The 23,447-nt window shown below is 60.2% G+C and carries 22 protein-coding genes, 1 pseudogene and 1 riboswitch; of the genes and pseudogenes, 7 read left to right on the top strand and 16 right to left on the bottom strand.

Annotated elements, in window-relative coordinates:
* Positions 1–8 precede the first annotated feature (8 nt).
* The gene (locus tag P3T40_RS17830; RefSeq protein ID WP_429269049.1) at positions 9–1,262 is read right to left on the bottom strand and encodes an MFS transporter; all 1,254 of its coding nucleotides are present in this window, start codon (positions 1,260–1,262) and stop codon (positions 9–11) included.
* A 144-nt stretch (positions 1,263–1,406) separates the two neighbouring features.
* Positions 1,407–2,126 (bottom strand): GntR family transcriptional regulator, encoded by a 720-nt coding sequence (locus P3T40_RS17835; RefSeq protein ID WP_429269233.1) that lies wholly within the window; start codon positions 2,124–2,126, stop codon positions 1,407–1,409.
* Between the two features lie 126 nt (positions 2,127–2,252).
* Here P3T40_RS17835 and solA point away from each other — a divergent pair, with 126 nt between their 5' ends.
* Positions 2,253–3,425 carry an N-methyl-L-tryptophan oxidase gene (solA, locus tag P3T40_RS17840; protein WP_429269050.1) on the top strand — a complete coding sequence of 391 codons (1,173 nt, stop codon included), beginning with the start codon at positions 2,253–2,255 and terminating at the stop codon, positions 3,423–3,425.
* 194 nt (positions 3,426–3,619) lie between these two features.
* Complete coding sequence (locus tag P3T40_RS17845) at positions 3,620–4,603, top strand: alpha/beta hydrolase family protein (RefSeq protein WP_429269051.1); 984 nt, start codon at positions 3,620–3,622, stop codon at positions 4,601–4,603.
* Positions 4,604–4,699: 96 nt separating this feature from the next.
* Here P3T40_RS17845 and P3T40_RS17850 read toward each other — a convergent pair whose 3' ends face one another.
* The 7 genes and pseudogenes from P3T40_RS17850 to P3T40_RS17880 form a co-directional block, all read right to left on the bottom strand.
* Positions 4,700–5,101 carry a hypothetical protein gene (locus P3T40_RS17850; protein ID WP_429269052.1) on the bottom strand — a complete coding sequence of 134 codons (402 nt, stop codon included), beginning with the start codon at positions 5,099–5,101 and terminating at the stop codon, positions 4,700–4,702.
* Positions 5,102–5,209: 108 nt separating this feature from the next.
* Positions 5,210–5,470: pseudogene (locus P3T40_RS17855) on the bottom strand (lipid A hydroxylase LpxO); the annotation flags it as partial.
* Positions 5,451–6,920, bottom strand: coding sequence for a catalase (locus P3T40_RS17860; protein WP_429269053.1), 1,470 nt, complete (start codon positions 6,918–6,920; stop codon positions 5,451–5,453). The gene P3T40_RS17860 and the pseudogene P3T40_RS17855, both read right to left, overlap by 20 nt.
* 89 nt (positions 6,921–7,009) lie before the next feature.
* Positions 7,010–7,573 (bottom strand): ankyrin repeat domain-containing protein, encoded by a 564-nt coding sequence (locus P3T40_RS17865; protein ID WP_429269054.1) that lies wholly within the window; start codon positions 7,571–7,573, stop codon positions 7,010–7,012.
* An 8-nt stretch (positions 7,574–7,581) separates the two neighbouring features.
* Positions 7,582–8,280 carry an HD domain-containing protein gene (locus tag P3T40_RS17870; RefSeq protein ID WP_429269055.1) on the bottom strand — a complete coding sequence of 233 codons (699 nt, stop codon included), beginning with the start codon at positions 8,278–8,280 and terminating at the stop codon, positions 7,582–7,584.
* Between the two features lie 103 nt (positions 8,281–8,383).
* Complete coding sequence (locus P3T40_RS17875; RefSeq protein WP_429269056.1) at positions 8,384–8,566, bottom strand: hypothetical protein; 183 nt, start codon at positions 8,564–8,566, stop codon at positions 8,384–8,386.
* 199 nt (positions 8,567–8,765) lie between these two features.
* On the bottom strand, positions 8,766–9,764 hold the full coding sequence (locus P3T40_RS17880; protein ID WP_429269057.1) for a LysR family transcriptional regulator: 999 nt from the start codon (positions 9,762–9,764) through the stop codon (positions 8,766–8,768).
* Between the two features lie 52 nt (positions 9,765–9,816).
* Here P3T40_RS17880 and P3T40_RS17885 point away from each other — a divergent pair, with 52 nt between their 5' ends.
* Positions 9,817–10,386, top strand: coding sequence for an N-acetyltransferase family protein (locus P3T40_RS17885; protein ID WP_429269058.1), 570 nt, complete (start codon positions 9,817–9,819; stop codon positions 10,384–10,386).
* A 156-nt stretch (positions 10,387–10,542) separates the two neighbouring features.
* Here P3T40_RS17885 and P3T40_RS17890 read toward each other — a convergent pair whose 3' ends face one another.
* The 3 genes from P3T40_RS17890 to P3T40_RS17900 form a co-directional block, all read right to left on the bottom strand.
* Positions 10,543–11,580 carry a hypothetical protein gene (locus P3T40_RS17890; protein WP_429269234.1) on the bottom strand — a complete coding sequence of 346 codons (1,038 nt, stop codon included), beginning with the start codon at positions 11,578–11,580 and terminating at the stop codon, positions 10,543–10,545.
* A gap of 403 nt (positions 11,581–11,983) precedes the next feature.
* Positions 11,984–12,553 carry an isochorismatase family cysteine hydrolase gene (locus P3T40_RS17895; RefSeq protein WP_429269059.1) on the bottom strand — a complete coding sequence of 190 codons (570 nt, stop codon included), beginning with the start codon at positions 12,551–12,553 and terminating at the stop codon, positions 11,984–11,986.
* Between the two features lie 56 nt (positions 12,554–12,609).
* The gene (locus P3T40_RS17900; RefSeq protein WP_429269060.1) at positions 12,610–13,452 is read right to left on the bottom strand and encodes an EamA family transporter; all 843 of its coding nucleotides are present in this window, start codon (positions 13,450–13,452) and stop codon (positions 12,610–12,612) included.
* Between the two features lie 99 nt (positions 13,453–13,551).
* On the opposite strand from P3T40_RS17900, the gene gcvA reads away from it, so the two are divergent.
* Positions 13,552–14,463 (top strand): transcriptional regulator GcvA, encoded by a 912-nt coding sequence (gene gcvA / locus P3T40_RS17905; RefSeq protein WP_429269061.1) that lies wholly within the window; start codon positions 13,552–13,554, stop codon positions 14,461–14,463.
* Here gcvA and P3T40_RS17910 read toward each other — a convergent pair.
* On the bottom strand, positions 14,460–15,050 hold the full coding sequence (locus P3T40_RS17910; RefSeq protein ID WP_429269062.1) for a TMEM165/GDT1 family protein: 591 nt from the start codon (positions 15,048–15,050) through the stop codon (positions 14,460–14,462). The two genes, gcvA and P3T40_RS17910, sit on opposite strands and share 4 nt — an antisense overlap.
* Positions 15,051–15,064: 14 nt before the next feature.
* A riboswitch (yybP-ykoY riboswitch) is annotated at positions 15,065–15,247 on the bottom strand.
* A gap of 335 nt (positions 15,248–15,582) precedes the next feature.
* On the opposite strand from P3T40_RS17910, the gene P3T40_RS17915 reads away from it, so the two are divergent.
* Entirely contained in the window at positions 15,583–17,838 is a 2,256-nt protein-coding gene (locus tag P3T40_RS17915; RefSeq protein ID WP_429269063.1) for a TonB-dependent receptor, read from the top strand.
* A 131-nt stretch (positions 17,839–17,969) separates the two neighbouring features.
* On the opposite strand, the gene P3T40_RS17920 is transcribed toward P3T40_RS17915, so the two are convergent.
* Positions 17,970–18,872 carry a LysR family transcriptional regulator gene (locus P3T40_RS17920; protein ID WP_429269064.1) on the bottom strand — a complete coding sequence of 301 codons (903 nt, stop codon included), beginning with the start codon at positions 18,870–18,872 and terminating at the stop codon, positions 17,970–17,972.
* A 334-nt stretch (positions 18,873–19,206) separates the two neighbouring features.
* On the opposite strand from P3T40_RS17920, the gene P3T40_RS17925 reads away from it, so the two are divergent.
* A complete protein-coding gene (locus P3T40_RS17925; protein WP_429269065.1) occupies positions 19,207–20,157 on the top strand; it encodes an aromatic alcohol reductase in 951 nt (316 codons plus the stop codon).
* Between the two features lie 30 nt (positions 20,158–20,187).
* On the opposite strand, the gene P3T40_RS17930 is transcribed toward P3T40_RS17925, so the two are convergent.
* A complete protein-coding gene (locus tag P3T40_RS17930; RefSeq protein WP_429269066.1) occupies positions 20,188–21,282 on the bottom strand; it encodes an MBL fold metallo-hydrolase in 1,095 nt (364 codons plus the stop codon).
* A gap of 84 nt (positions 21,283–21,366) precedes the next feature.
* Here P3T40_RS17930 and P3T40_RS17935 point away from each other — a divergent pair, with 84 nt between their 5' ends.
* Positions 21,367–21,981 (top strand): TetR/AcrR family transcriptional regulator, encoded by a 615-nt coding sequence (locus tag P3T40_RS17935; protein WP_429269067.1) that lies wholly within the window; start codon positions 21,367–21,369, stop codon positions 21,979–21,981.
* Between the two features lie 9 nt (positions 21,982–21,990).
* On the opposite strand, the gene P3T40_RS17940 is transcribed toward P3T40_RS17935, so the two are convergent.
* Positions 21,991–23,412: an aldehyde dehydrogenase family protein gene (locus P3T40_RS17940; RefSeq protein WP_429269068.1), complete on the bottom strand. Its 1,422-nt coding sequence runs from the start codon at positions 23,410–23,412 to the stop codon at positions 21,991–21,993.
* Between the last annotated feature and the right edge of the window lie 35 nt (positions 23,413–23,447).

Raw genomic sequence — 23,447 nt, forward strand, 5'->3', positions numbered from 1 at the left:
CGTCGACGTCAGGCTGCGGGTTCTTCATCAAGTGTACGAACGCGGGTTTCCGGCAGCATCATGATCGAAGCGGCGACGATCGCATAGGCGATGGCCGCGGAGATCCCAATCGCAAAGCCCAGCGAGAACTGGGTCGCAAGATGCCCAACCAGCACCGGGAAGCCCGCGGAGACCACCCGTCCGAAGTTGTAGCAAAAGCCCACACCCGTGCCGCGTGTGCCGCGTGGATAGAGTTCGTTGAAGAGGGCGCCCATGCTCGCCGGAATGCCGGCGGCGAAGAAGCCGAGTGGAAAGCCTAGCGCGAGCATGGCGTGGTTCGACATCGGCAGGAAGACGTACAGGATCACCGTCGCCACGCAAAACACCGAGAACAGCAGGATGGTCTGCCGGCGTCCGATCGCGTCGAGCAGGACCGATGCTGCAAGGCAGCCGCAGAAAAATGCGAGGATGATCACCGCCAGATAGCCGCCGGTGCCGAGTACGGACAAGTGTCGTTCCGTCTTCAGAAAGGTCGGCAACCAGGTGGTCAGCGCGGAATAGCCGCCGTGTGCGCCGACGCCGAGCAGACCGCCGATCAGCGTCATGCGCAGTACGTCGGGTGCGAAGATGGACAGGAGCGGCACGCGCTCTACGGTGCTCGTATTGCCGTCCTTCCTGGTCTTCGATGCAGGAACTTCGGGTTCCTTAATATTGCGCCGGATGTAGATGACGAGCAGTGCGGGCACGATGCCGACCGCGAACATCACGCGCCAACCCATCGCCGGCGGCAGGAACGAGAACACAGCGGCATAGAGCAGTACGGCTGCGGCCCAGCCTATTGCCCACGCGCTTTGCACGGCGCCCATGGCCTTGCCACGATGCTGGTTGCGGATCGTCTCGGCCATCAGGACGGCGCCCGCCGCCCATTCGCCGCCGAAGCCAAAACCTTGCAAGGCCTTAAGGACTATGAATTCAGGAAAGTTCTGCGCGAAGGCCGACAACAGCGTGAAGACGGAAAACCACGCAACGGTAATCTGCAGGGTACGCACGCGGCCGAAGCGATCCGCGGCCGCGCCGCAAATCCAGCCGCCTAGCGCCGATGCAATCAGCGTCACGCCGCTTACGAGGCCCGCTTGCGTTTTGCTGATGCCCCATTCGGCGATGATCGCCGGAATCACGAGGCTGAACATCTGCACGTCGAGCGCATCGAGCGCCCAGCCGCCGAAACACGCCCAGAAGGTGCGCCGCTCGTTCTTGGATACTTCGCTATACCAGGAAAACATCTGCACTCCATGCGCCACATACCGGCGCTGCTGCTGGTTAAACCCTGAAAACTGCGCGGCGCGCACGGCGCCATCTGACTGTGTGCCGGCACCGTTGGCCGTCACCGCGCGCCACGATCAGCGCGCAGAGCGCGGCTGCAGCGCTCAGCGAATCTCGACTTCGTATGCGAAGTGTTGGGCGGCGCCACGCGACAGGCGCCATTCGAGCGGAGCTCCGTCGTAGCCGTAGGCGACCCGTTCGATCACCACGATCGGACTATGTTCGGGCACGCCTAGCGCGGCAACGTCTGTTTCGTTGGCGGTTTCGACAGTTAAGCGTTCGTCGGCGCGCGCCACCACAAGGGCGCAGCGCTTCTCGTAGAACGGATACAGCAATGGGCCGAATTCCTCGACAGGGCAATCGGCCAGCGCCGCGAAGGGCTCGTACGGCAGCCAGATCTGTTCGGCCACGATCGGCGTGTCGTCGATCAGACGCAAACGGGCCAGCCGGATCGCTTTGGTGCCTGGTTTCAGACTGAAGCGGGCAATCACCGCCTTGGGCGCTTTCGTGACCACACGCTCGAGAATGCGGCTCTCGGGGACGCGGCGCTCGCCCGTGGCCGACTGAAAGCGGAAGAAGCGGAACAGCGAGCGGTCGAACGTCGCGCGGCGCACGAATGTGCCACGACCCTGGAAGCGTTCGACGAGGCCCTCGCGCTCCAGCAGGTCGACCGCCTTGCGAACCGTGCCCACGGCAAGGTCATACGCTAGCGCCAGTTCCTGTTCCGTTGGCAGCGGATCATGCGGCTGCCATTCGAGTGCAGCGATACGCGCGGCGAGCTGGTCGCGCAGACGGTGATAGCGGGGAATGCGGTCGTCCACGATTTGATTGGGTGCGAAGCCGTAGTGAATTCATATATATGATTGTATGAATTCGCTGCGATGGGGATCGGGGTTTTCCCTTGGAGAAAGGTATGATTCCGGATAACGTCAACTGAGTAAGGGAATGCTGTGCTTGCAGAACGATGCGATGTTGCAGTGGTGGGTTTGGGTGCGATGGGCGCGGCAACGCTTTACCAACTCGCGAAAGCTGGGGTGAAAGCGGTGGGTATAGACCGGTTCGCCCCGCCGCACGATCAAGGATCGAGTCACGGCGATACCCGTATCACGCGGTTGGCGGTTGGCGAGGGGGCCGCTTACGTGCCGCTGGTGCGCAGGTCCCATCAGATCTGGCGCGAGCTGGAAGCGCAGAGCGGTGAAGCGTTGTTCGAACAATGCGGTGTTCTCGTCATGAGGTCGAGCGAGACCACGGCATCGCATCATGGCGCGGCTGATTTCGTCGCGCAGACCATCGAGCTGGGGCGTACCTATGGCATTGACCACGAAATTCTGACGTCGTCGCAGATCCGCGCGCGCTTCCCTCAATTCGGGCCGATCTGCGATGGCGCGGTGGGATACTTCGAACCCGAAGGGGGCTTTGTGCGGCCGGAGCAGTGTATCGCTACGCAACTGGCGGCCGCGCAAGCGCTGGGGGCTACGCTGATTACGGGTACCACCGTTTCTGCGGTGGAATCGGATGGCGGTGTGGTTCGGATCAAAGCGGGCGACCGGACGTTGGTCGCCGACAAAGTCATCATCTGTGCCGGGATGTGGTCCGCTAACCTGTTGGGCGAACCGTTTAGCGCCTTGCTAAAGGTCTGCAGGCAAAAGCTGTTCTGGTTCAAGCTTGCCGAGCCAGTGATTTTCCCTGAAGCGTCGCCGAGCTTCATTCTCGTTCACGGACCAGGGGAAGCGGACAGTTGTTATGGCTTTCCGCCTATTCCCGGCGAAGGCAGCATGAAGATCGCGACCGAGCAATATGTGCCCCTGCAGTCGATCGACGCGCTCGATCGCACGGTCTCTGCAGCAGAGGTGGAGGAGATGTATCGAATGCAGGTGGCGGGCAATATCGCCGGCGTGACTTCGGAACTGGTCAAGGCGCGCGTCTGCACCTATACGGTGACCCCCGACCATGGTTTCATCATCGACGATCATCCGACGCTTAACAACGTGACTGTGGTGTCAGCCTGTTCGGGTCATGGTTTCAAGCATTCAGCGGCAATCGGTGAAGCTGTGGCGCAACGGTGCCTGAGCGGGACAAGCCAGATTGACCTGTCCGCGTTTTCGTTAAGCCGCTTTGCGTGAAAGGGCGGGTCTGAAGAGAGTTCCTTCAGCCCGCTTTGTGAAGACGCCCCTCCGCTTCCGCCCACGCATCGTCGACGAGCATGAGCTTGGCGTGGACGTAGACGTAGTGCCGGCCGTCGGCGCGCGTTGGTCCCGCAATCGCGGTGCATTTTCAGCACCGCGCCATATGACCGACAACAAACAAGGAGACAGTTATGAGACTTGCCGTCGTGATCGCTACCGTCTTCGCGCTCTTTGCCGCGCCGGCCTTCGCCGCCAATGTCGGCTTCGAGGAGGTCAAGATAACGAATGGCGAAGACGCGCCGCTGACGGTCGGGATCTGGTATCCGACTGACACGCCAGCGACGCAACACGCTTTGAGCGATTTCACCCAGGTGGTGGCGCCGGGCGCTGCGATCGCAGGCCATGACCTGCCGCTGGTGGTGATGTCGCACGGCGGCGGCGGTTGGTATAGCGGCCATTACGACACGGCACTCGCTCTCGCGCACGCGGGCTTCGTGGCGGCGGCGTTGAGCCATGCGGGTGACACGTACGACGACCAGAGCAGGGTCTTGCAACCATGGGTCCGTACCGCCCAGCTTCGCCGGTTGGTGGACTACATGCTCGGTGAGTGGCCTTCACACGGGCGGCTGGATGCGGAGCGCGTCGGCGCGTTCGGTTTATCCAACGGTGGTTTCACGGTGCTCGTGGCTGCAGGCGGCGTGCCGGATCTTTCGCAGATCGCGCCGTATTGCGAGGCGCACCCGGATCATGATCTGTGCGAGGCCTTAAAGCATGCCGGCGTCGATTTCCATGTCGGCTCGGATGTTCCAGCCGGCGTATGGGTGCACGACCCGCGCATCAAGGCCGTGATCGTTGCCGCGCCGGCGTTCGGCTTCGCCTTCAGCCCTGCGGGACTAAGCGGCGTGCGCGTGCCGGTCCAGCTCTGGCGAGCGGCCGATGATCGCCATCAGCCGAATCCCTACTATGAGGAAGCTGTGCGCGCAGGCCTGCCCCGAACACCGGACTATCACGTGGTTGAGAACGCGGGCCACTACGACTTCCTGCCACCCTGCAGTGCGCTCATATCCCGGAAGAGACCGGACATCTGCTCGAGCTTGCCGGGCTTCGACCGTGCCGCGTTTCATGAACAGTTCAATGCTGACGTGGTGCAGTTTTTCCAGAAGACGCTGCAATAGAAAACGCGCAGCCGTTTATATGCCAGGCTTTCGTTGCGTCTCGAGGCGTGCTACGGCGAATTACGCAGGCAAACAAGCAAGCATGCATGAGGGCATTCACTCCCCACATTGCACATCCTGCTTTGGCACAACGATAATCACCGTGTAGGTGCCCTGATCGAGTTCCACGCGCGCGGTCACGGTTGTTGTGACGCTGTCGCTATCGTCGTACACGCTGACTTGTTCGTGCTGCAGGTCTGTGATCCCGGTACAGCCAGACGCGCGACCTTCATCGGAGATCTCGCATTTGATCGGGTGGTCTGTGATATAGCGAATTCTGTTTCTTTCGGGGAGCGCAAGGTATTCACGAACGCTCTGTGCCGATCCACCCACGCCGGTGACATACCCCGTGTCGCACGACTGTTTGGGCGTGCCGCCGCTGTTGGGTGTCTGGGCTATCGCGGCCGTGCTTGCGGTCGCGATGACCGCCGCGAGTGTCGATGCAAGAAGGTATCTCATGGCGCAAATCACGGTTGTCGGATCGAAGTGCTGGATTGTAGTGGGATTTTGCAGAAGGAGTGTGAAAGCCAGGAGGAGCACGCACACCCACGCCCACCGAAAATCTCATCAATGCCAGACGACAGCCACCGCGATCGCGCCAAACAGACACCACTTTACGACGTAATAGACGGTGCGATTCCAGGCCTTTAGCCGCTTGCCGGCTAACCGCACAGAATAGATATAGCGGAATACGCGATTGAGGCCGCCTGTCCGATCGCCTATTTCATTCGGTGACGCCGCGGCGCGTAGCGGAAAGTTGCCAGTTGCCCGAATCATCACCTGTGCCCAGGCAATTTTCATCGGCCTCTCAACGTCGCAGAAGAGAATACGCAGACTGTTTTTCCAGCGTCTCGATGGCCTTGGCGACCCCTGCACCGTAGGCGGGATCCGCCATCGTGCAGTGCTCGATGTGCAATTTCTGGACCGGCTTCGATACCCCGCTCATGGCCCGCGCCGTGTTGTCGAACAAGGCCTGCTGTTGCGTGGACGTCATCTGGCGGAACAGCGCGCCTGGCTGCGAATAGTAGTCGTCGTCCACCCGGTGGTTCCAGTGATCGGCCGTGCCTTCAAGCGACAACGGAGGTTCGCGGAAGTCGGGTTGTTCCTGCCATTCGCCGCGCGTATTTGGCTCATAGGGTGTCGCGCCGCCCGAGTTGGTGTCGACGCGCATGAGCCCGTCCCGATGATAACTATGGACATACTTCGCGCCGCGCGGAGAATTCACCGGGATCTGATGGAAGTTCACGCTCAGGCGATAGCGCTGCGCGTCCCCGTAGGAGAAGAGGCGACCCTGCAACATCTTGTCGGGTGAAAAACTGATACCCGGCACGACGTTGGCCGGTGCGAACGCTGCCTGCTCGACATCGGCAAAATGGTTCTCAGCATTGCGGTTCAGCTCAACCACACCGACTTCGATGAGCGGGTAGTCGCTTTTCGGCCAGACCTTGGTCAGATCGAATGGGTTGATGTGATAGCTGCCCGCGTCCTTCTCCGGCATGATCTGCACGGACAGGGTCCAGCGCGGGAAGTCTTTGCGCTCGATCGCCTCATAAAGGTCGCGATGATGCGTCTCGCGATCACGGCCAACCAGTGCTTCGGCCTCCGCGTCCGTCAGATTTTCAATGCCTTGCTGCGAGCGAAAATGGAACTTGACCCAATGGCGTTCGTTATTGGCATTGATAAAGCTGAACGTGTGACTTCCGAATCCGTGCATATGACGGAAGGTTTTCGGAATGCCTCGCTCGCTCATGACGATCGTGACCTGGTGCAAAGCTTCCGGAAGCTGCGTCCAGAAGTCCCAGTTGCTTTCTGCGCTGCGCAGACCCGTGCGCGGATCGCGTTTGATTGCGTGGTTCAGGTCGGGGAACTTGAGCGGATCACGCAGGAAAAAGACGGGAGTGTTGTTGCCAACCATGTCCCAATTGCCTTCCTCGGTATAGAACTTGAATGCAAAACCGCGGATGTCGCGTTCCGCGTCCGCTGCGCCACGTTCGCCGGCAACGGTCGAAAAGCGTGCAAACATCTCGGTCTTCTTGCCGATCTCAGAGAAAATCTTGGCTCGCGTGTATTGCGTGATGTCGTGCGTGACGGTGAAGGTCCCGAATGCACCTGATCCCTTCGCGTGCATGCGCCGTTCGGGAATCACTTCGCGATCGAAATGTGCCAGCTTTTCGAGGAACCACACGTCCTCGAGCAGAGCCGGGCCACGTGGTCCGGCGGTCTTGATGTTCTGGTTGTCGACGACGGGAGCGCCGAATACGGTTGTGAGCTTCGCCATGTTAATCAATTCCTTTGATGTCAAAGAGAAAGAGCAGGATAACGAGAAGCGCAAGTGCGATCATGGACTGCGAACATGCGTTTTCTTGCCTAGGATGGTCGGGACGGCCTCGCGTGCTGGAGGATCCGTTCAAGCTGTGCCGGCGTATCCGGCGCTCCCATGCGGCTTGCCGCGCCGATTGCGCTTACGCCGTTCGCATCCTTCGCTTCGGCGTTCGCGCCATGGGCCATGAGGTAGCCTACGATCTCCGTGCGGTTGAACATAGCGGCGATCATCAAGGCGGTACGCCCGTCGGGCGACGCGCCTTCGATGTCGGCGCCATGCGCGAGCAGCAGCTCGATCATGGGCAGATTGCCTTTGAAGGCGGCACCGGCGATCGGTGTTTGACCGTTCTGATTGCGCAGATCGGGATCGGCCTTGTATTGGAGCAACACCCGCACGGTGTCGAGATGGCCGTGATAACTCGCCAGCATGAGCAGGCTGTCACCCTTTGCGTTGCGCAGATTGGGCGCCAAACCATGCTCTAGCAGCTGTTCGAGCGTACTTGTGTCGCCTGAGCGCGCAAGATCAAAAACCTGCGTTGCGAACTCAATCGTCGCGTCATCAAGTTCCGGCCGATCGGCGACGTTTTCACGGTGCGCGGTGTGTTGCATGACGACTCCTATGCCTTGTCTGTGGCTGAACAGCCGCAGGCGGCGTTATGAGCATGGCCGGCCTTGCTGTCGTCCCATGCCGAACCGAGGATGATCTGGCAGAAGTTCAGGCGCTTGTAAGTCGGGTCACGAAGTTCGAGAACATCGGCCTTGACGTTGCCGAACGTGGTTTCAGGCTTCTTGATCGTGCCATGCGCGAACGCGTCGATGATGTCGTTTTTGAACGTCTGCTCGCGCGGATGGGCGGCAACGACCTGGATCCGTTGTTCTTCGCTGAACTCGTTATAGGCGAGCCCGAGCACGTCCATCTCGACACCTGCGGTCACCAGCGCGACAACCGGCTTCATGTGTTCGGGCACGCCTGGCGTCGTATGCAACGCGATGGACGCCCATACCTGCTCGATGTCGTATTCGTTCGCGCCGTATTGCTTAAGGAAGTCGCGCGCTGCGTTTGCACCATCCACTTCGAAGCGGTTGGTCTCGCTGCTGTATGCATCGACGAGCCCCATATCATGGAACATTGCACCGATATACAGCAGCTCCGGATCGTACTTGAGCTTTTTGCGCTCACCGGCCAGCGCACCGAACAGGTACACGCGGCGGGAGTGGTTGTAGAGCAAGTCCGGCTCGGTGTCGCGCACCAGTTCGGTGGCGGCGCGCGCCATGATGCTGTCGGGTATCTTGATGCCGGCGATGGTGGTGGTCATTTGGTATTCCTCAATGATAAAAGATGGGAAGTCGGGTGAAACGTTAGCGAGCGTTGCGACCGGTGGTAACTGAAGCGGACCGGCGGCGACGCCATTCCGTTGTTCAGGTGATGAAGCCAGGTGAAACCGGATCGCTCGCGGGAAACGTCAGCGTTAAATACTCGTCTAGAAGATGTTCCGCCTGCGCATGCGCAGTGTGTTCGGAACACTCCGGAAATGGAGCGCCAAGAAGGGCGCCCGAAGCAGGCGTGGCCGCGTGCAAAGTGTGTTCGACAGGCTGGTTCATGGCGTCCGTCCAAGGTGGTGTTGATGAAGACCAGTATTGGTCAACACCCCTTTGCGGGCAACGACGAAGAGCCGTGCAACACTGCCAGGCGCACGACGTTTTCTGCCGTGGCGGCGGATGCGGATGAACTATCGGGAGGATAGGCCTTTTTTGCAAAGAGAGTCGTCGTGCGGGCCACCGACTCGCGCGGTCTCCAGGTTCAGAGCTCGTCCGCCCGGTCGGACAGATTCCGGAACGACTTGAGGATGTCCGCAAGGCCGCCAGAGAGGCGTTTGTCGCGCCGGACTACCGCCACCAGCTTGCGGTGAAGACGCGGGGACAGGGAGCGAACCACCGTTCTGCTGCCGGAGGCCATATTGCGGACGGCAAGCTCAGGAAGGATCGCGCAGCCGAGCCCGACACCGACCATCGCCTTGGTTGCTTCTACGCTTCCCAGTGACATGACGGGTGTGAGTTTCGTGCCGCTCCTCGCAAACCACTCGTCGGTGATCCGGCGGGTATTGCCGCCAGGTTCGAAAGCGATGACGGGCCGGGTCGAAAGCGCGGCAGCCGTGATGCGGGTGGGCAGTGGCATACCTGCTGGGGCCACAAGCACAAATTCATCGTCCATGACGGGCGTAATGTACAAGCTGCGACTCGATACGGGCATGGTGACGAGCCCGACGTCCAGCAGATTATCTTCGACCGCCTTGACGATTTCCGTGGTATTGCCGGTGGTTACCGCGATTTCGAGGTTGGGAAAGCGTTGGCGCAGAAGCGTCAGGATGGGCGGCAGCAGATAGATGCAGGCAGTGGCACCTGTGCCAATGCGGATACGACCCATGCCTTCTGTTGCGTGGCGGGAAACAGCGCTCATTGCCGAGGTGACGGCGGCGTCAATCGCGGTGGCATGTGCCAGTAGCTCCTCTCCCGCTACGGTCGCCCTGGCGACGCGGCCGACGCGTTCTATCAATACGGCGCCAAGGCTTTTCTCGAGCTGGCGGATCTGCAGGCTCACTGCGGGCTGGGTGAGCTGAAGATGATCGGCGGCAGCAGAAAAACTACCGCGCTCGACGACGGCAACGAAGGTCTTCAGGTAGTCGAGATTCAGGCTCTTCATGGCAAAGAATTTCTTATCGATTGTATAAGATACCAAATCTTCCTTTATGGGAATGAGCAGCGCATCATGTCTGTCGAACCTCGGAGTTAGGCGGCCCATAGCCTCTCTCCGATATCTCGATCAAACATCTGAGGTTAGCGGGGGAGAATCAATGGTTCACAGCGGAATTCGGGTTCGCGATGCGGTGACGGCGGACATGACAGCCGTTCAGGCTATTTATGCGTACCACGTGTTGAACGGCAGCGCCTCATTCGAAGAAACGGCGCCTTCTCCTGACGAGATGGCCGGACGCCGCGACGCGGTGTTGAAGACGGGGCTGCCTTACCTGGTGGCAGAGTTGCAGGGCCGTGTGGTTGGCTATGCGTACGCGACGGCGTATCGGCCCCGTCCGGCGTACCGCTACACCATCGAAGATTCGATCTATGTAGAACATGGCCTTAACGGTCATGGGATCGGGCGGGCGTTGCTTACGGAATTAATCGGCCGGTGCGAGCAGGGGCCATGGCGGCAGATGCTGGCCGTGATAGGCAACAGCGGAAATGAGGCGTCGATTGCAGTGCATGAGCGTGTCGGATTCCAGCGCATCGGAACACTGCGGTCCGTCGGCTTCAAGTTCGGCCAATGGGTGGACACGGTGCTGATGCAGCGGGAATTGGGTAGCGGCTCGGCGAGCATGCCGTCCGTTGTCGGGGCACGTGATGCTGTCGGCCAGGCAGGATAGCGGTAACGGTGCCGCGTGGGCGCCCGCCGTCGTCCAACGCGTGTCATGGGGTACCATCGACTGCTAGCGACCCCGTCGAACATCGCGAAAGGCATTGCGCCTATTTCTGCCGCGACAATTTCGGCTAGTAGTTGTCGACAATCGGCTGCCGCACCCTCAAAAGCGAAAGCCGACTCCGGCCACAATCAAATCGGTATCGCGATCGTAGCGCGTGACTATGCGATTCCACGTCACGCGTATCAACCAGTGCTGGCCGAGCCGATAACTGGCCGATACCGAGACGAGCCCCGAGATGCGACCGTCGCCGGTCCGGTTTTGCGGCAGGTCATCGTTCTGCGTGACCGCGACGTAGGGGCCGACGCCGGCGGACAGTGTCAGGTGGTCATCGAAGAAGGCGCGCGTGGCCCAAAGCTGCGCTGCGATGCCATCCCGGCGCGACTGGATATGGCCGCTTTCATGAATGTATGAAGCGGTCACGTCGACGTACCGCAATAAGCCCCGCCTGTATTCCACGCTTTCGGCGAAGGCCGATTCCGAACCATTGCTGTTCAGGATCGTCTCGCCAAGCATCGCAGTGACTTCGTTTTTTGTGACGTTTGTCGTGCGCGAGATAGGCCGTTGTCGTGGGCCGGGCTCGTCGTTCCCATCCAGTTCGTACCCCACGCCGAATAGCAATGCGGTAGTGTCACGGCCGCCAAACACCTGGGCGTGGTTCAGTTGCATCTGGGCAATCCACCGACGGTCGAAGTACCAGGCCGCGCGCACGCTCCACAATGCGCCCCATCCGTGGGTATTCGAATAGTCTCCACCGGCTTGCGCCGCAGTCGTGTCGAAATAGCGGTACGGTCCGGCGCCGGCCGACAACTCCAGCCGGTCGTTCAAGATGGGCAGGCGTCCCCAGCCTTGCAAGGCTGGGCCGTCGCGATGGTGGCCGGGTAGGTGTCCTTCGTTTACCCAGGAAAAGCTCCATGCTGCGTAGCGCCCGAGGCCCTCGCGATAACCGGCGTCCCATGAATAGGAATTCGCGCTGCTGCTGACCAGAGGGCCGCCGAGAAAAGAGAATTCTTGTGCGTTCGCGGACGGCGGAAAAATAGAAAATCCTCCGATAAGAACGGGTGCCGACAAGAATGCGAAAATCGAAATAGTCTTGTGCACGAGTAATATTGGACGTTCAGTTCGGCTGGGACACAACATGTTGTCGGCGGCGTAGATCGGACGCTGGACGACGATGGGAATCCACTTGCATGGGAGTGGACGCCGTCGTTCCCACCGTGCGGCATAGCGGCGATAGTCACCGTCGATATCCGACTGCCGTTGACTTCGGATCACGTCTTCGTGATGCATCGGTGTCACGACTAGTTTATTTCACACGACGCCAGACCAGACAATAGGACTAAAGTCCAATAGAGGGACTGTTGCTTGTTGTCAGATGTCCGCATCTAGAAAGTTTGAATGCCTCATGCGGGTCGAGTACGGAAGTTCGGCATCGGACCGGGTTTCGTTTCAGGGCTGTTCGACGCCTGCCCATGTCTGCCGCACCAGCGAACTATCAGTCACTCGCGTGGCCCCGTTTTGCTCCGGAGCGGACGTCGAACGTCTAGGCGAGCAGCACCAACGCATCCGCGAGCGACAGCACCGTGGTGCGCGAATCGAATGCGGTGGAGAACAGATGTTCATGCACCACCTGATCCGGGTCGTAACAGCAATCCTTGACCGTGTACAGGCGGAAGTCCGCGTCGCTCGCATACGCGACCGACGACAGCACGACACCGGTCGACGCAATGCCGACCATAATCAGCGAATCGACACTCTGTGCGGAAAGTCGTGCCTGCAGATCGGTGCCGAAGAACACGCTGGCGCGGTGCGCGATGATGAGCGGTTCACCGGCCTGCTGGCCTAACTCAGGCGAGGTCCGGTCGTCGACGAAGAGGCCAAGTTGCTTGATTCCCTGCCCATTCTTGTTCAATGGGCTGACTTCCGGATAGCCCGGACTGAACCGGAGGTTGGCGAAATAGACGCTGACGCCTTTAGCCCGCGCCGCGTCGCACAGCTTGCGCGTATTGGCGAGTAAGGCCGGCGCAACTGCTGGAAAGAGCCCGAGAATGTCGGTCTGATAGTGCATGACGATAAGCGCGGTTTGCGCCGGCGAGATTGCCGGAATCTGCATTTCTTCCCCTCAGGTTGTCGAGAAGCGAAGAAAGGGTAGCGCAGTTCCCGTCTCGCTCAAAGCCCGAGACAGACCGCCCCTCCCGCGACGATCACACACGCGAGCCAGCGCTTGCCACTGACCGTTTCCCGCAGAAACACCCGCCCGATCAGCACTGCGAACACCACGCTGGTCTCGCGCAAAGCCGATACCGCGCCCATCGCGCCCGACTGCAGCGCCCATATCACGATGCCGTATGCCGCGATCGACACCAGGCCGCCGACGAGCGACGAGCCGACTGCCATGGGCGTCGCCCGCACCGGCGACCACAGCGCCGCGAGCCCACGCGTTGCGACGAACAGCACCGGCATCAGCCAATAGAACAGGAACATCCATGCGGTGTAGGCGAGCGCCTCGCCGCCGGATAGGCGCACGCCGATGCCGTCGATCACGGTATAGACGGCAATCGTCACGCCGGTCGTCAACGCGGCCAGCAAACCTGCACGCGACACATGACTCCCCTCCAGCGCGATTGCGATGATGCCTGCCGAGATCATCACGATCCCGAGCACGTGCAACGGGCCGATCGCCTCATGCGCGAAGAGCGCTGCGCCGAGCGTGACGAGCAGCGGCGACGAGCCGCGCGCGATCGGATATGCCTGCGCCAGATCGTTGCGACGGTACGATCGCACGAGGGTCACGTTGTAGACGATATGCACGAGCCCCGATGCGACGATGTACGGCCACGCTGGGCGCGCCGGCCACGGCGTGAACAGAATCACGAACGTGGATACCGCCGCGATGGCGATGCTCATCCACGTCATGGAGAGGAACCGGTCGTCGTTGCCGTGCAGCATCGCGTTCCAGCTCGCGTGAAGCAGGGCGGCAAGGAGGACGAAACCGCCGGTATAACTGAGCATGCGGGTCCCAAAGAAAGGCCATAGTAAGAAGGATATCTATCTTGTGGCCAACTCACAAACCAGATAAATTGGCCAATCGCGTTAGATAAACTCTTGTGAATGAAGCGGATATTGCCTCCACTCAATGCGTTGCGTGCCTTCGAAGCCGCAGGCCGGCTCGGCAGCTTCAAGGAAGCCGCGGCGGAACTGCATGTGACTCACGGTGCGGTGAGCCAGCACGTGCGGCTGCTCGAGGAGTGGCTGGGCGCATCGTTATTCGAACGGCACAACCGGCGCGTGGTGCTGACTCCGGCGGCGCTGGTCTACCTCGCGGAAATCGGTCCGTTGTTTGAGCAGCTCTCGCAGGCAACCGCCCGCTATGGTTTCCCCGAAACGGTTTCACGGACTCTGTCCGTGAACGCGCCTGCGACATTTACATTGCGCTGGCTGGTGCCGAGACTGGCGCAATTCCGCGCGGAGCATCCCGAGGTGGACGTCAAGGTGGAGACGTCGAACGAGTCGGTGGAAAGTCTTCAGGAGACCTATGACATCGTCATCCGGGGCGGTCCGGACACATTCTATGGCTACTCGATGCGGCCTTTTCTGTCCGAGGAAAGGCTCCCGGTTTGTAGTCCTGTGCTTTTGCAGCGATTGCCGCTTCGAATGCCAGACGATATGCGGCAGCATACGTTGCTGCACACGTCGAGCCTGCCGCGACTCTGGCCAGACTGGCTGATGCGGGCAGAGATTCCTGCACTCAGGCCGGCTGCGTCATTGACCTTCGACCACTTCTTTTTGACCTTGCAGGCTGCCATCGACGGAATTGGCATTGCCATGGGGCCGACTGCGCTGGTATCCGACGATCTCGCAGCTGGCCGGCTGGTCGCGCCGTTCGCCGGTCCTCGTCTGCCGTCGCGGAGCTATTGCACTTACGTTCCGGATGGGAAGTCCGCTGACGAGCTAGTCGTGCTGTTCCGCTCATGGCTCGAGCGCGAGGGGATGCGTTTGCCCGACAGTAACAAGGCGCGCTAAAACATCGGATGTGCTTCGGGGTAGAGCGCCGTTCGCAGGGCGAGTCCGCCGAGTACCACAAAGATGATGGCAGCAAGGATATGCACGGCCTTGGTCGGCAAGCGATCCGCGAACTTGTGTCCAAGATAGATGACCGGCACGTTCGCCAGCATCATGCCCAATGTCGTGCCTGCGACGACGCCGACGAATTCATGAAATCGCGCGGCGAGAGCGATGGTCACGATTTGCGTCTTGTCGCCCATCTCGGCGAGGAAGAAGGTCACAGCCGTCGTGCCGAAGACACCGAGCGTATTTTTCGTGACCGCCGAATCGGCTTCGTCGAGCTTGTCCGGAACGAGGATCCACACGGCCATTACCGCAAACGATGCGACGACAGCCCAATTCAGGATGTTCGGACTGAGTACGCTCGCGAGCCACGCACCGAGCGCGCCGGATGCCGCATGGTTGATCAGCGTCGCGGCAAGCACGCCGAGGACGATGGGAATGGGCTTGCGATAGCGCGCAGCCAGCACCAAGGAAAGGAGTTGCGTTTTATCGCCGATTTCGGCGAGCCCGACGACACTGGTCGAAACGAGAAAGGATTGCATGGGATTGTTGTACCCGGGCCGCGCTGTCGGAACGCGATGACGCGCATTCCGGCGACCCGGTTAGGTCGGAATGCGTGTCATCGGTCTTGCCAGGCATTTCGCTGCGTACGCCATGGAGAATCTTTCGACTCGCCAAGTATGTTGACGTGCGCCCTCGGACATCGCGTTCGAGGCGGCTACTCCCCAATGAGCAGGCGCGATTCTATCGCGCCGCCCATTACAAATGCAACCTTCCAATTTGAAAGCTGATCGCAGGTCGACGGCCGCAGCGAGCGATTGCCACCATCAATGACCCGCCAGCCCCCGTAGATTCACAAGCCATCACAGCAGCACCCCGTCTGCAAAAAAATCCTGTCTGACTGGAATAAACGCGCTGCCCCCTTCGTTTGCTCACCTGTTAATGAGAATCACTTTTATTAGCATTAACGCATCGAGACCACGGAATTGCGACGGGCAGGTCAGTCACAGCGACTGTCGCCTCCTGTGGAAACAGTCAGCAATCTGTCATGAGAAGACGAAAAGGGGATTCACGATGAGCGAAAAGGGGAGCCGAGAGACGATGTGCCTGACCGATGTATGCAGATACATCGGCGGCACGATGTTCTCTTTGGCGGTAATGGCATCAACGGAGCCAGCGCTGGCGCAACAGGACGCGCAACAGGCGACGCCTCCGCAAACCGGCACGCCGGGCATCACCCTGCCGGCGGTCAAGGTGGAAGGCAAAGCGCCCATTGACTACGGTCCGTACGGCGGCAACGACAACATCGACGATCCGAAGCAGGTCGCCAACGCCAGCAAGACCGGGACGAAGCTGCAGGACCTTCCGTCGAACGTGCAGGTCATCCCGCGCGCCCTGCTGTCCGAACAGGGGGCGACGATGTTGCGGGAGAGCGTCAGCAACGCGAGCGGGATCAATGTGGGCGGTCAGGACAGCAAGGGGTATTACGATCACTTCCTGATTCGCGGCCTGAATGCGCAGATCTATGAGGACGGTTTCTCCGACGGCGATCTGCTCGGCGGCATCTCGCACTCGCTCAATGGCGTCGAAAGGATCGAAATTCTCGAGGGACCCGGTTCCGCGCTGTTCGGTAGCGGACCTCCGGGTGGGACCATCAACCTCGTTCACTACACGCCGTCGCCGGAGTTTCACTTCGGAGGAAGCCTGCAGGCGGGCTCTTACGGCACCGTCTCGAACAGTGACTACATCACGGGTCCCACGGGCATCGCTGGCCTGAACTACCGGGTGGACGCCACGTTCTCGCGCTCCGACGGTTTTCGTGATCTGTACAGCCGCGATGACGAAATTCGGCCCGCATTCCAATGGCAACTGGGCAACCATACGATCGATTTCGCGCTCGATCTGCGCCAGACGCACGAAACGCCGGATTCTTATGGCCTGATCTATTTCCACGGATCGCCCATCACCGACGTTTCGATCAACTCGAAGTACTCGACGCCGTTTGCGTTCGCGAATGAAAACTACGTTCGCCCGACGATCTCGGACGCCTGGAAGATCAATGACTTCCTGACGATCAATAATCGCTTCTCCTATCTGCACCGCACGCTAGGCGTGCTGGGTAACGGCGACAGCACGAATACGAAGATCGTCGGCGACGAAGTTGTCGGGCGGCAGCTTCGCCAGCAGGATGACAATGACAACAGCTTCGACTATCAACTCGAGCCGGTCTGGAGATTTGCTACTGGAAGCGTGGGACATACGCTGCTCACGGGCTTCGAATTCCAGCATCAGACCATTGATACGACCCGCAGCACGGCCGATCTCCCGAACATCCCCGACGCTTTCGCACCGGTGCCGCCGGAGACGTCTCTCGCGGGCCTGACGTTCCTGTGCGATGCCAAGCATTCTTGCGACGATGACGATCTGACCGCAAACTACTACAGCCTTTACGCCACCGATCAGATCGATGTGACCGACAAGCTGAAGATTCGCGCGGGTGTTCGGCAGGATTGGTGGGATACCTCGCTCACACCGCTGATCTCGGTGCCTGGCGCTTTCAATTCCAACGGCCAGCCTCTGCTTGCGGGCATCAAGCAGACGCAGAACAACGCGCCGGTCAGCTGGAACTTCGGTGCGCTGTACAAGGTTCTGCCGTGGATGTCGCCTTATTTCGGCGTATCGAAGAGTTATCTGGCCAACTTCAATTCTGAAAACGCGCAGGCTGGCATCGGTGCACCGGAATCGGCGCTGCAGTACGAAGCGGGTATCAAGTTCTCATTTCTCGATGACCGGATTGTGCTGAATACGGCCGTTTTTGACGTATCGCGCGAGAACGTCGCTGCGGCTGTTACGCTCAACGGCGTGGAGTCGGTCGTGTTCGACAGTCAGAGGACCAAAGGTGGAGAAGCATCGATCGACGCCGCGATCACGGACCATCTGCACGTCCTTGCCAACCTAACCGCGCAGCACGCGGTAATCACGGATAACCCGCAAGGCATCACGTCAGTGGGCAACCATCCTCAAGGCGCGCCGGCCTATATGGCCAATCTCTGGACAACTTATGATTTCTCAATCGCGGGGATGCCAGGATTCCACATTGGAGCGGGAGTGAATTACGTGGGCAAGAGCTATAGCGACATTACCAACGTCAATTCAATCCCGTCGTATGTGATTGCCAATGCTGCGTTCGGTTACGAGGCGCGGAAGTGGGGCATCGACGTCAACGTCCACAACATCGGCGACCGGCGCTATTTCGTGGCGGCTAATGCCGCCGGGGCATACGTGGCTCAACCGCTGAGTGCGTTTGTGAATCTGCACGGTGACTTCTGACAATCGAACAGGCGGTTGACTGAATAGCGCCATTCCACCTGCCGGGTCAGGATCGCGGCGGTGTGGAGTGGCACCAACCATGATCAATTCACCGATAAACGTGGCCACGACACGGTGAAAACGGTCTGGATTCAGCCGGCGCCATCCTGCGGAAAGATTTCCACGATCCAGTCAACGAACACCTTGACCGCGGTCGCCACGTTTCGGCCGTTTGGATACACGATGGAAATGGGCACTGGCGAACATCGTGCGTGGGCCAGAACTTCTTTCAGGCGGCCGCTCTTGAGGTAAGGCGAGGCCACAAGCTCCGATAACTGGACAAGCCCTAGTCCTTCCAGGGCGCATTGCAGATAGGCTTCAGTTTCGTTGACGGCAAAGCGGCTTTGCATTGTCATCGTGAGCGTTTCACACTCCACGGTGAAACGCCAATCAAGCGGCCTGCCTGTCGAGTTGGACAGGTAATTGATTGCGCGATGAGCGCTCAGTGCCGTGACGGTTTCAGGCTCTCCATGTTCTTTCAGATACCGTGGCGACGCGCAGGTAATCCAGTTTAGTTGTCCCAGGCGACGTGCGGTCAAAGTCGAATCGGTCAGTTCGCCGGTGCGGATGACGCAGTCTATTGCGTCGTAAATCAGGTCGGCCGGCCGGTCGCTCAGGCCGAGTACGAGTTCGATCTCCGGAAAACGTTGCTCGAATTCCCGCAGTGCGGGGAGCACGATCGCCCGCCCGAGCACGCCTGGCATATCGACCCGCACACGCCCGCGGGGGGACGTTGCGTCCGCCGCGAGGCCGCTTTCCGCTTGTGCGATGTCTGCGAGGATGGCGCGGCAGGACACATGGTAGCGTTCGCCCGCGTCGGTCAGGCTGAGCGTTCGGGTGCTTCGCCGAAGCAGCACGGTACCCAGATGCCGCTCCAGGTTTTTGATCGTTGTCGTGACGCTTGAGCGTGGCATTGACAGCGTCTCCGCGGCCTTGCTGAAGCTGCGTGCCTCAACGACTCGCACGAAGATTGCCATCGCTTGAAGTTTGTCCATTGGCCAGGGCAGGTATCGCGGTGTGCCGGCAGGTTTCTGCTGGCGGTTTGCAAGGAATCTCCATCTTACTGCCAGTGCCGTTGCAAGTGCCGAGGCCGCACGCCAGTGCCGATTCATTCGATCGCAACCCGGACGCTATTGCGAAGCATCAGATTCGACCTGGACGTGTTCTGAATTCCACCACAGCGAACAATCCGGCACGCCTCCAACACTACACTCCGGAACATCGCGTTGACACTGATCGGTGGCACATCGCAGCCGGAGTGCCAACGAGCGTTGAGGGTGCCATCGCACGCTTGACACATTCAATCTATCCTTTCGGAAGGGTACGCAAATGCTGCATAACAAAACTATTCTTGTCCTTGGCGCCGGCGAGCTTGGCATGGCCATGCTACGCAGTCTTGTCCGTCGTGCCGCTGGAGTCTCCGATCTTACAATTGCGGTGCTCTTGCGTCCGTCGACTATCGATTCGGCCGATCCGCGCAAACAGAAGGACATTGACGAGTTGCGGGGGCTGGGCGTTGAGATCATTCCCGGCGACCTGTCCGGACAGTCGGTCACTGATCTCGCGACGGTCTTCGCTCGTTTCGACACGCTAATTTCCTGCACAGGTTTCGTGGGTGGCAGCGGCGTGCAGCGCAAGATTGCGCGCGCCGCATTGGACGCTGGCGTCAAACGGTATTTTCCGTGGCAATTCGGCGTCGACTATGACGTGATTGGCCGGGGCAGCGCGCAGGATCTGTTCGATGAGCAACTCGATGTCCGCGATCTTCTACGCTCGCAGGATCAGACAGAGTGGGTCATCGTCTCGACAGGCATGTTCACCAGTTTCCTGTTTGAAGCGTCGTTCGGCGTGGTGGATCTGGCTCGGAACACGGTCAATGCGCTGGGAAGCTGGGACAACGCCGTCACCGTGACAACGGCGGAGGACATTGGCGCGCTCACCGCGGAGATCGTGTTCGCTGAGCCACGTTTTGTGAATCAGGTCGTACATGTTGCTGGCGACACGATTACGTATCGGCAATTGGCGGATACGATCGACTCGATGCTGGATCGCATTGTCCATCGCGTGGAGTGGAGCGTTCCGAAACTGGAGCGCGAGCTGGCCGAAGAGCCCGGCGATCCGATCAGAAAATACCGGGCTGTGTTTGCAGCAGGGAAAGGGGTAGCGTGGGATAAAAGCCGGACTTTCAACGCGCAACGTGGCATTGGGGTCCGCGGGCTGGAGGACTGGATGCGTCAGAACCTGTTGACCGATGCGGACGCTTCGCTGCAGCGCGCGTAGGCGGCAGAATTCTGTCCTAACGAAGTTCCGTTACGTCGTGAGCGAATTCAAGCTGTAACTGCTCGCAGCGGCGGCGTTGCGCCACCACCGCTCTCCGCGGTGAGGCGCCGCCAGATCCAGCCGCTCGCCCATCCGCGGCGTCGCAAGGGGAATGCCGCGCGCCGTGGTGAGTCCCATGACGCGCTCGAACGGTTCCTGCCAGCGATGCATCGCCAGATCGAAGGTGCCGTTGTGCACCGGCATAAGCCAGCGGCCGCGCAGATCGACGTGCGCCTGCACGGTTTCTTCCGGCTGCATGTGGACGTACGGCCATTGCGCGTCGTAGGCGCCGGTTTCGAGGAACGTCACGTCGAACGGGCCCAACCGCTCGCCGATTTCCTTGAAGCCGTCGAAGTAGCCTGTGTCGCCGCTGAAGAAAACCCGCACGTCGTTATCGACGATAACCCACGAGGCCCACAAGGTACTGTTGCCATCGAACAGACTGCGGCCGGAGAAATGCTGGGCCGGCGTCGCCGTGAACGCCAGGCCGTCGACCTCAGTACCTTGCCACCAGTCGAACTGGCGCACCTTCGACGCGTCGATACCCCATTCGATAAGCCGGTCGCCGACACCCAGCGGCGTCAGAAACACGCCCGTTTTGGCGGCGAGCGCAAGCACTGTCTCGTGATCCAGATGGTCATAGTGGTCGTGCGACAGAATCACGCCGCGCAGCGGCGGCAGGTCGGCGAGGGCAATGGGTGGCGCATGAAAGCGTTTGGGACCGAAACGCCGGAACGGCGACGCACGTTCGGCGAAAACCGGATCGGTGAGCCAGAACTGACCACGTAGCTTGAGCAGCATGGTCGAATGTCCAAGGCGAAACAGGCTGCGGTCAGGCGCCGCATCGAGTTGGGCACGCGTCAGCGTATCGACCGGCAGGGGGCTCGCCGGCGCCGTGCCGTCCGGCTTTTTGAAGAGCACAGTCCACGCGATGCTCAAAGTCTTGCCGAATCCTTCGACGGGACGCGGTTTGACATTACGAAAGCGCTCGCTGTCATGCTGGGCCGACGAGCCAAACGATTCGCGCCCGCGTTGAGCCACTGTCAGGCCCAGCACTTGACGGATGGATTCGGTGAACGAGGTCATGTATGGCGTTCCAATACACAAAGTAGACTGTTCAGTGTAGTTTATCCTGAAAAAAAGTAAACTGCATGGTGTAAAATTTTAACTATGGATGCCATCGATACCCGTCTTCGTCTAACCGACCGCAAGCGCGCCGCCATCATCAACGCGGCCATCGAAGAATTTCTCGCGGCCGGCTTCGACGCCACCAGCATGGATCGCGTCGCCGCCCGCGCGAGCGTCTCCAAGCGGACGGTCTACAACCATTTTCCAAGCAAGGAGGCGCTGTTCGCGGCGATTCTGCGGCAGTTGTGGGACTCGAGTGACGCGGGCGAGGCCACCGCTTATTCCTCGTCCCAGCCGTTGCGCGGGCAGTTGCTCGAACTGTTGTTGAAAAAGCTGAGTCTTTTGAATAACGAGGCTTTCTTGTCACTCGCTCGCGTGGCGATCGCGGCGGGCATTCATTCGCCGGAACGTGCTCGCGACATGGTGGCGCGCATGGGCGAGCGCGAAGAAGACCTGACCGTGTGGATCCGTGCTGCCGCTGCCGATGGCCGCCTCAAGACAGCGGACCCGGTGTTTGCGTCGCTGCAGTTGCAAGGCCTCGTGAAAGGCTTCGCTTTCTGGCCGCAGGTGACCATGGGACAGCCGCCCCTCAGCAAGGCTGAACAAAAGCAGATCGCTGAATCTGCCGCTGATATGTTTCTGGCGCGCTACGCCTGACTGACGCCGTCACAACACGCCAAGAACGGACTTCGGTTCAAGAAACGCTTCCAGACCGTAGGTGCCGTACTCGCGGCCGATCCCCGATTGCTTGAAGCCGCCGAACGGTGCGGCCGGTTCGTGCGCAAGCGTGTTGATGAGCACCCGGCCGGCTTCGAGCCGCGACGCGACTTCGCGCGCACGCTTCACATCCGCTGAAAACACATAGGCCTGCAAACCATAGTGAGTGTTGTTGGCGATGGAGATCGCTTCTTCAATATCGCGGTACGTGAGAATCGACAGCACCGGTCCGAAGATTTCTTCACGGGCAATCGTCATGTCGTTCGTTACGTCACTGAAGACTGTCGGGCGTACGAACCATCCTGCGTCGACCCCGTCCGGCCGCCCTGGACCGCCCGCGATCAGCCGTGCGCCTTCGTCCGTGCCGATGCGGATATAGCGTTGCACGCGTTCCCACTGCTTCTGACTGACCATCGGGCCAACGGTGGTCTGCGGATCGCGTGGATCGCCTGCTTGCGTATGCGCCACTTCTTCCAGCACGCGCGCTTCGAACTCTGCCAACCGGTGTTGCGGGACGAGAATGCGCGTGCCTGCGATACAGGCCTGGCCGCTGTTCATGAAGCCGGCCTGAATCGCAAGCGGTACCACCTCGTCGAAGTTCGCATCGTCGAGCACGACGACCGGCGACTTGCCGCCCAGTTCGAGCGTGACGCGCTTTAAAGTCTCGGCGCCAGCGCGCAGAATCGTCTTGCCCACGGCCGTGGAGCCCGTGAATGAGAGCTTCGCGACATCAGGATGCGTGCTGATCTGCGCACCCACTGTCTCTCCCCGTCCTGTGACGATGTTGAACACGCCCGCTGGCAAGCCGGCTTCATGCAGTGCTTCGGTGACGATGCGGGTCTGGATGGCGCTCATCTCGCTCGGCTTGATGACAGCGGTGCAACCCGCGGCCAACGCGCCAGCCAGCTTCCCGCAGATAAAGCCCGCATTGCTATTCCACGGGGTAATCAATCCGGCGACGCCGAGAGGTTGCATGACCACCTCGGCGGTGCCCGCGCGGCGCGTGAATGCGTAGTCCTCCAACACTTTTGCCGCTTCGAGTAACACGCTGCTCGCGTGCTGAGCCATCCATCGGCCACGCGACACCGGCGCGCCATATTCTTCGGTGATGGCTTGGTATAGCTCGTCTTCTTTCGCCAGGACGGCCTCGTGCATCCGCTTCAGCATATTGATTCGCTCGCGCTTGCCAGTGCGAGAAAACGCTGGAAAGGCGCGCTTCGCGGCAGCAATTGCGTCGCGGGCGTCTTGCGCATCGGCGAGGCGCACGTGGCCAATCACCTGCTCGGTTGCGGGATTGAAGAGGTCGAAGAGTTCGTCACCGTGCGGCGTGACGAAGGCGCCGTCAATATAAATCTTGTCGATCATCTGCATGACTGCTTCCCTGAAAAGGTTCTGAAACACACACG

The sequence above is a fragment of the Paraburkholderia sp. EB58 genome (assembly GCF_050436665.1).
GTDB lineage: Bacteria > Pseudomonadota > Gammaproteobacteria > Burkholderiales > Burkholderiaceae > Paraburkholderia.

Coding starts and splice junctions, on each gene's coding strand:
- P3T40_RS17830 (WP_429269049.1), bottom strand. CDS start 1,262: ATGTTTTCCTGGTATAGCGAAGTATCCAAGAACGAGCGGCGCACCTTC.
- P3T40_RS17845 (WP_429269051.1), top strand. CDS start 3,620: ATGAGACTTGCCGTCGTGATCGCTACCGTCTTCGCGCTCTTTGCCGCG.
- P3T40_RS17850 (WP_429269052.1), bottom strand. CDS start 5,101: ATGAGATACCTTCTTGCATCGACACTCGCGGCGGTCATCGCGACCGCA.
- P3T40_RS17860 (WP_429269053.1), bottom strand. CDS start 6,920: ATGGCGAAGCTCACAACCGTATTCGGCGCTCCCGTCGTCGACAACCAG.
- P3T40_RS17865 (WP_429269054.1), bottom strand. CDS start 7,573: ATGCAACACACCGCGCACCGTGAAAACGTCGCCGATCGGCCGGAACTT.
- P3T40_RS17870 (WP_429269055.1), bottom strand. CDS start 8,280: ATGACCACCACCATCGCCGGCATCAAGATACCCGACAGCATCATGGCG.
- P3T40_RS17875 (WP_429269056.1), bottom strand. CDS start 8,566: ATGAACCAGCCTGTCGAACACACTTTGCACGCGGCCACGCCTGCTTCG.
- P3T40_RS17880 (WP_429269057.1), bottom strand. CDS start 9,764: ATGGGCCGCCTAACTCCGAGGTTCGACAGACATGATGCGCTGCTCATT.
- P3T40_RS17885 (WP_429269058.1), top strand. CDS start 9,817: ATGGTTCACAGCGGAATTCGGGTTCGCGATGCGGTGACGGCGGACATG.
- P3T40_RS17890 (WP_429269234.1), bottom strand. CDS start 11,580: ATGTTGTGTCCCAGCCGAACTGAACGTCCAATATTACTCGTGCACAAG.
- P3T40_RS17895 (WP_429269059.1), bottom strand. CDS start 12,553: ATGCAGATTCCGGCAATCTCGCCGGCGCAAACCGCGCTTATCGTCATG.
- P3T40_RS17900 (WP_429269060.1), bottom strand. CDS start 13,452: ATGCTCAGTTATACCGGCGGTTTCGTCCTCCTTGCCGCCCTGCTTCAC.
- gcvA (WP_429269061.1), top strand. CDS start 13,552: ATGAAGCGGATATTGCCTCCACTCAATGCGTTGCGTGCCTTCGAAGCC.
- P3T40_RS17910 (WP_429269062.1), bottom strand. CDS start 15,050: ATGCAATCCTTTCTCGTTTCGACCAGTGTCGTCGGGCTCGCCGAAATC.
- P3T40_RS17915 (WP_429269063.1), top strand. CDS start 15,583: ATGAGCGAAAAGGGGAGCCGAGAGACGATGTGCCTGACCGATGTATGC.
- P3T40_RS17920 (WP_429269064.1), bottom strand. CDS start 18,872: ATGGACAAACTTCAAGCGATGGCAATCTTCGTGCGAGTCGTTGAGGCA.
- P3T40_RS17925 (WP_429269065.1), top strand. CDS start 19,207: ATGCTGCATAACAAAACTATTCTTGTCCTTGGCGCCGGCGAGCTTGGC.
- P3T40_RS17930 (WP_429269066.1), bottom strand. CDS start 21,282: ATGACCTCGTTCACCGAATCCATCCGTCAAGTGCTGGGCCTGACAGTG.
- P3T40_RS17935 (WP_429269067.1), top strand. CDS start 21,367: ATGGATGCCATCGATACCCGTCTTCGTCTAACCGACCGCAAGCGCGCC.
- P3T40_RS17940 (WP_429269068.1), bottom strand. CDS start 23,412: ATGCAGATGATCGACAAGATTTATATTGACGGCGCCTTCGTCACGCCG.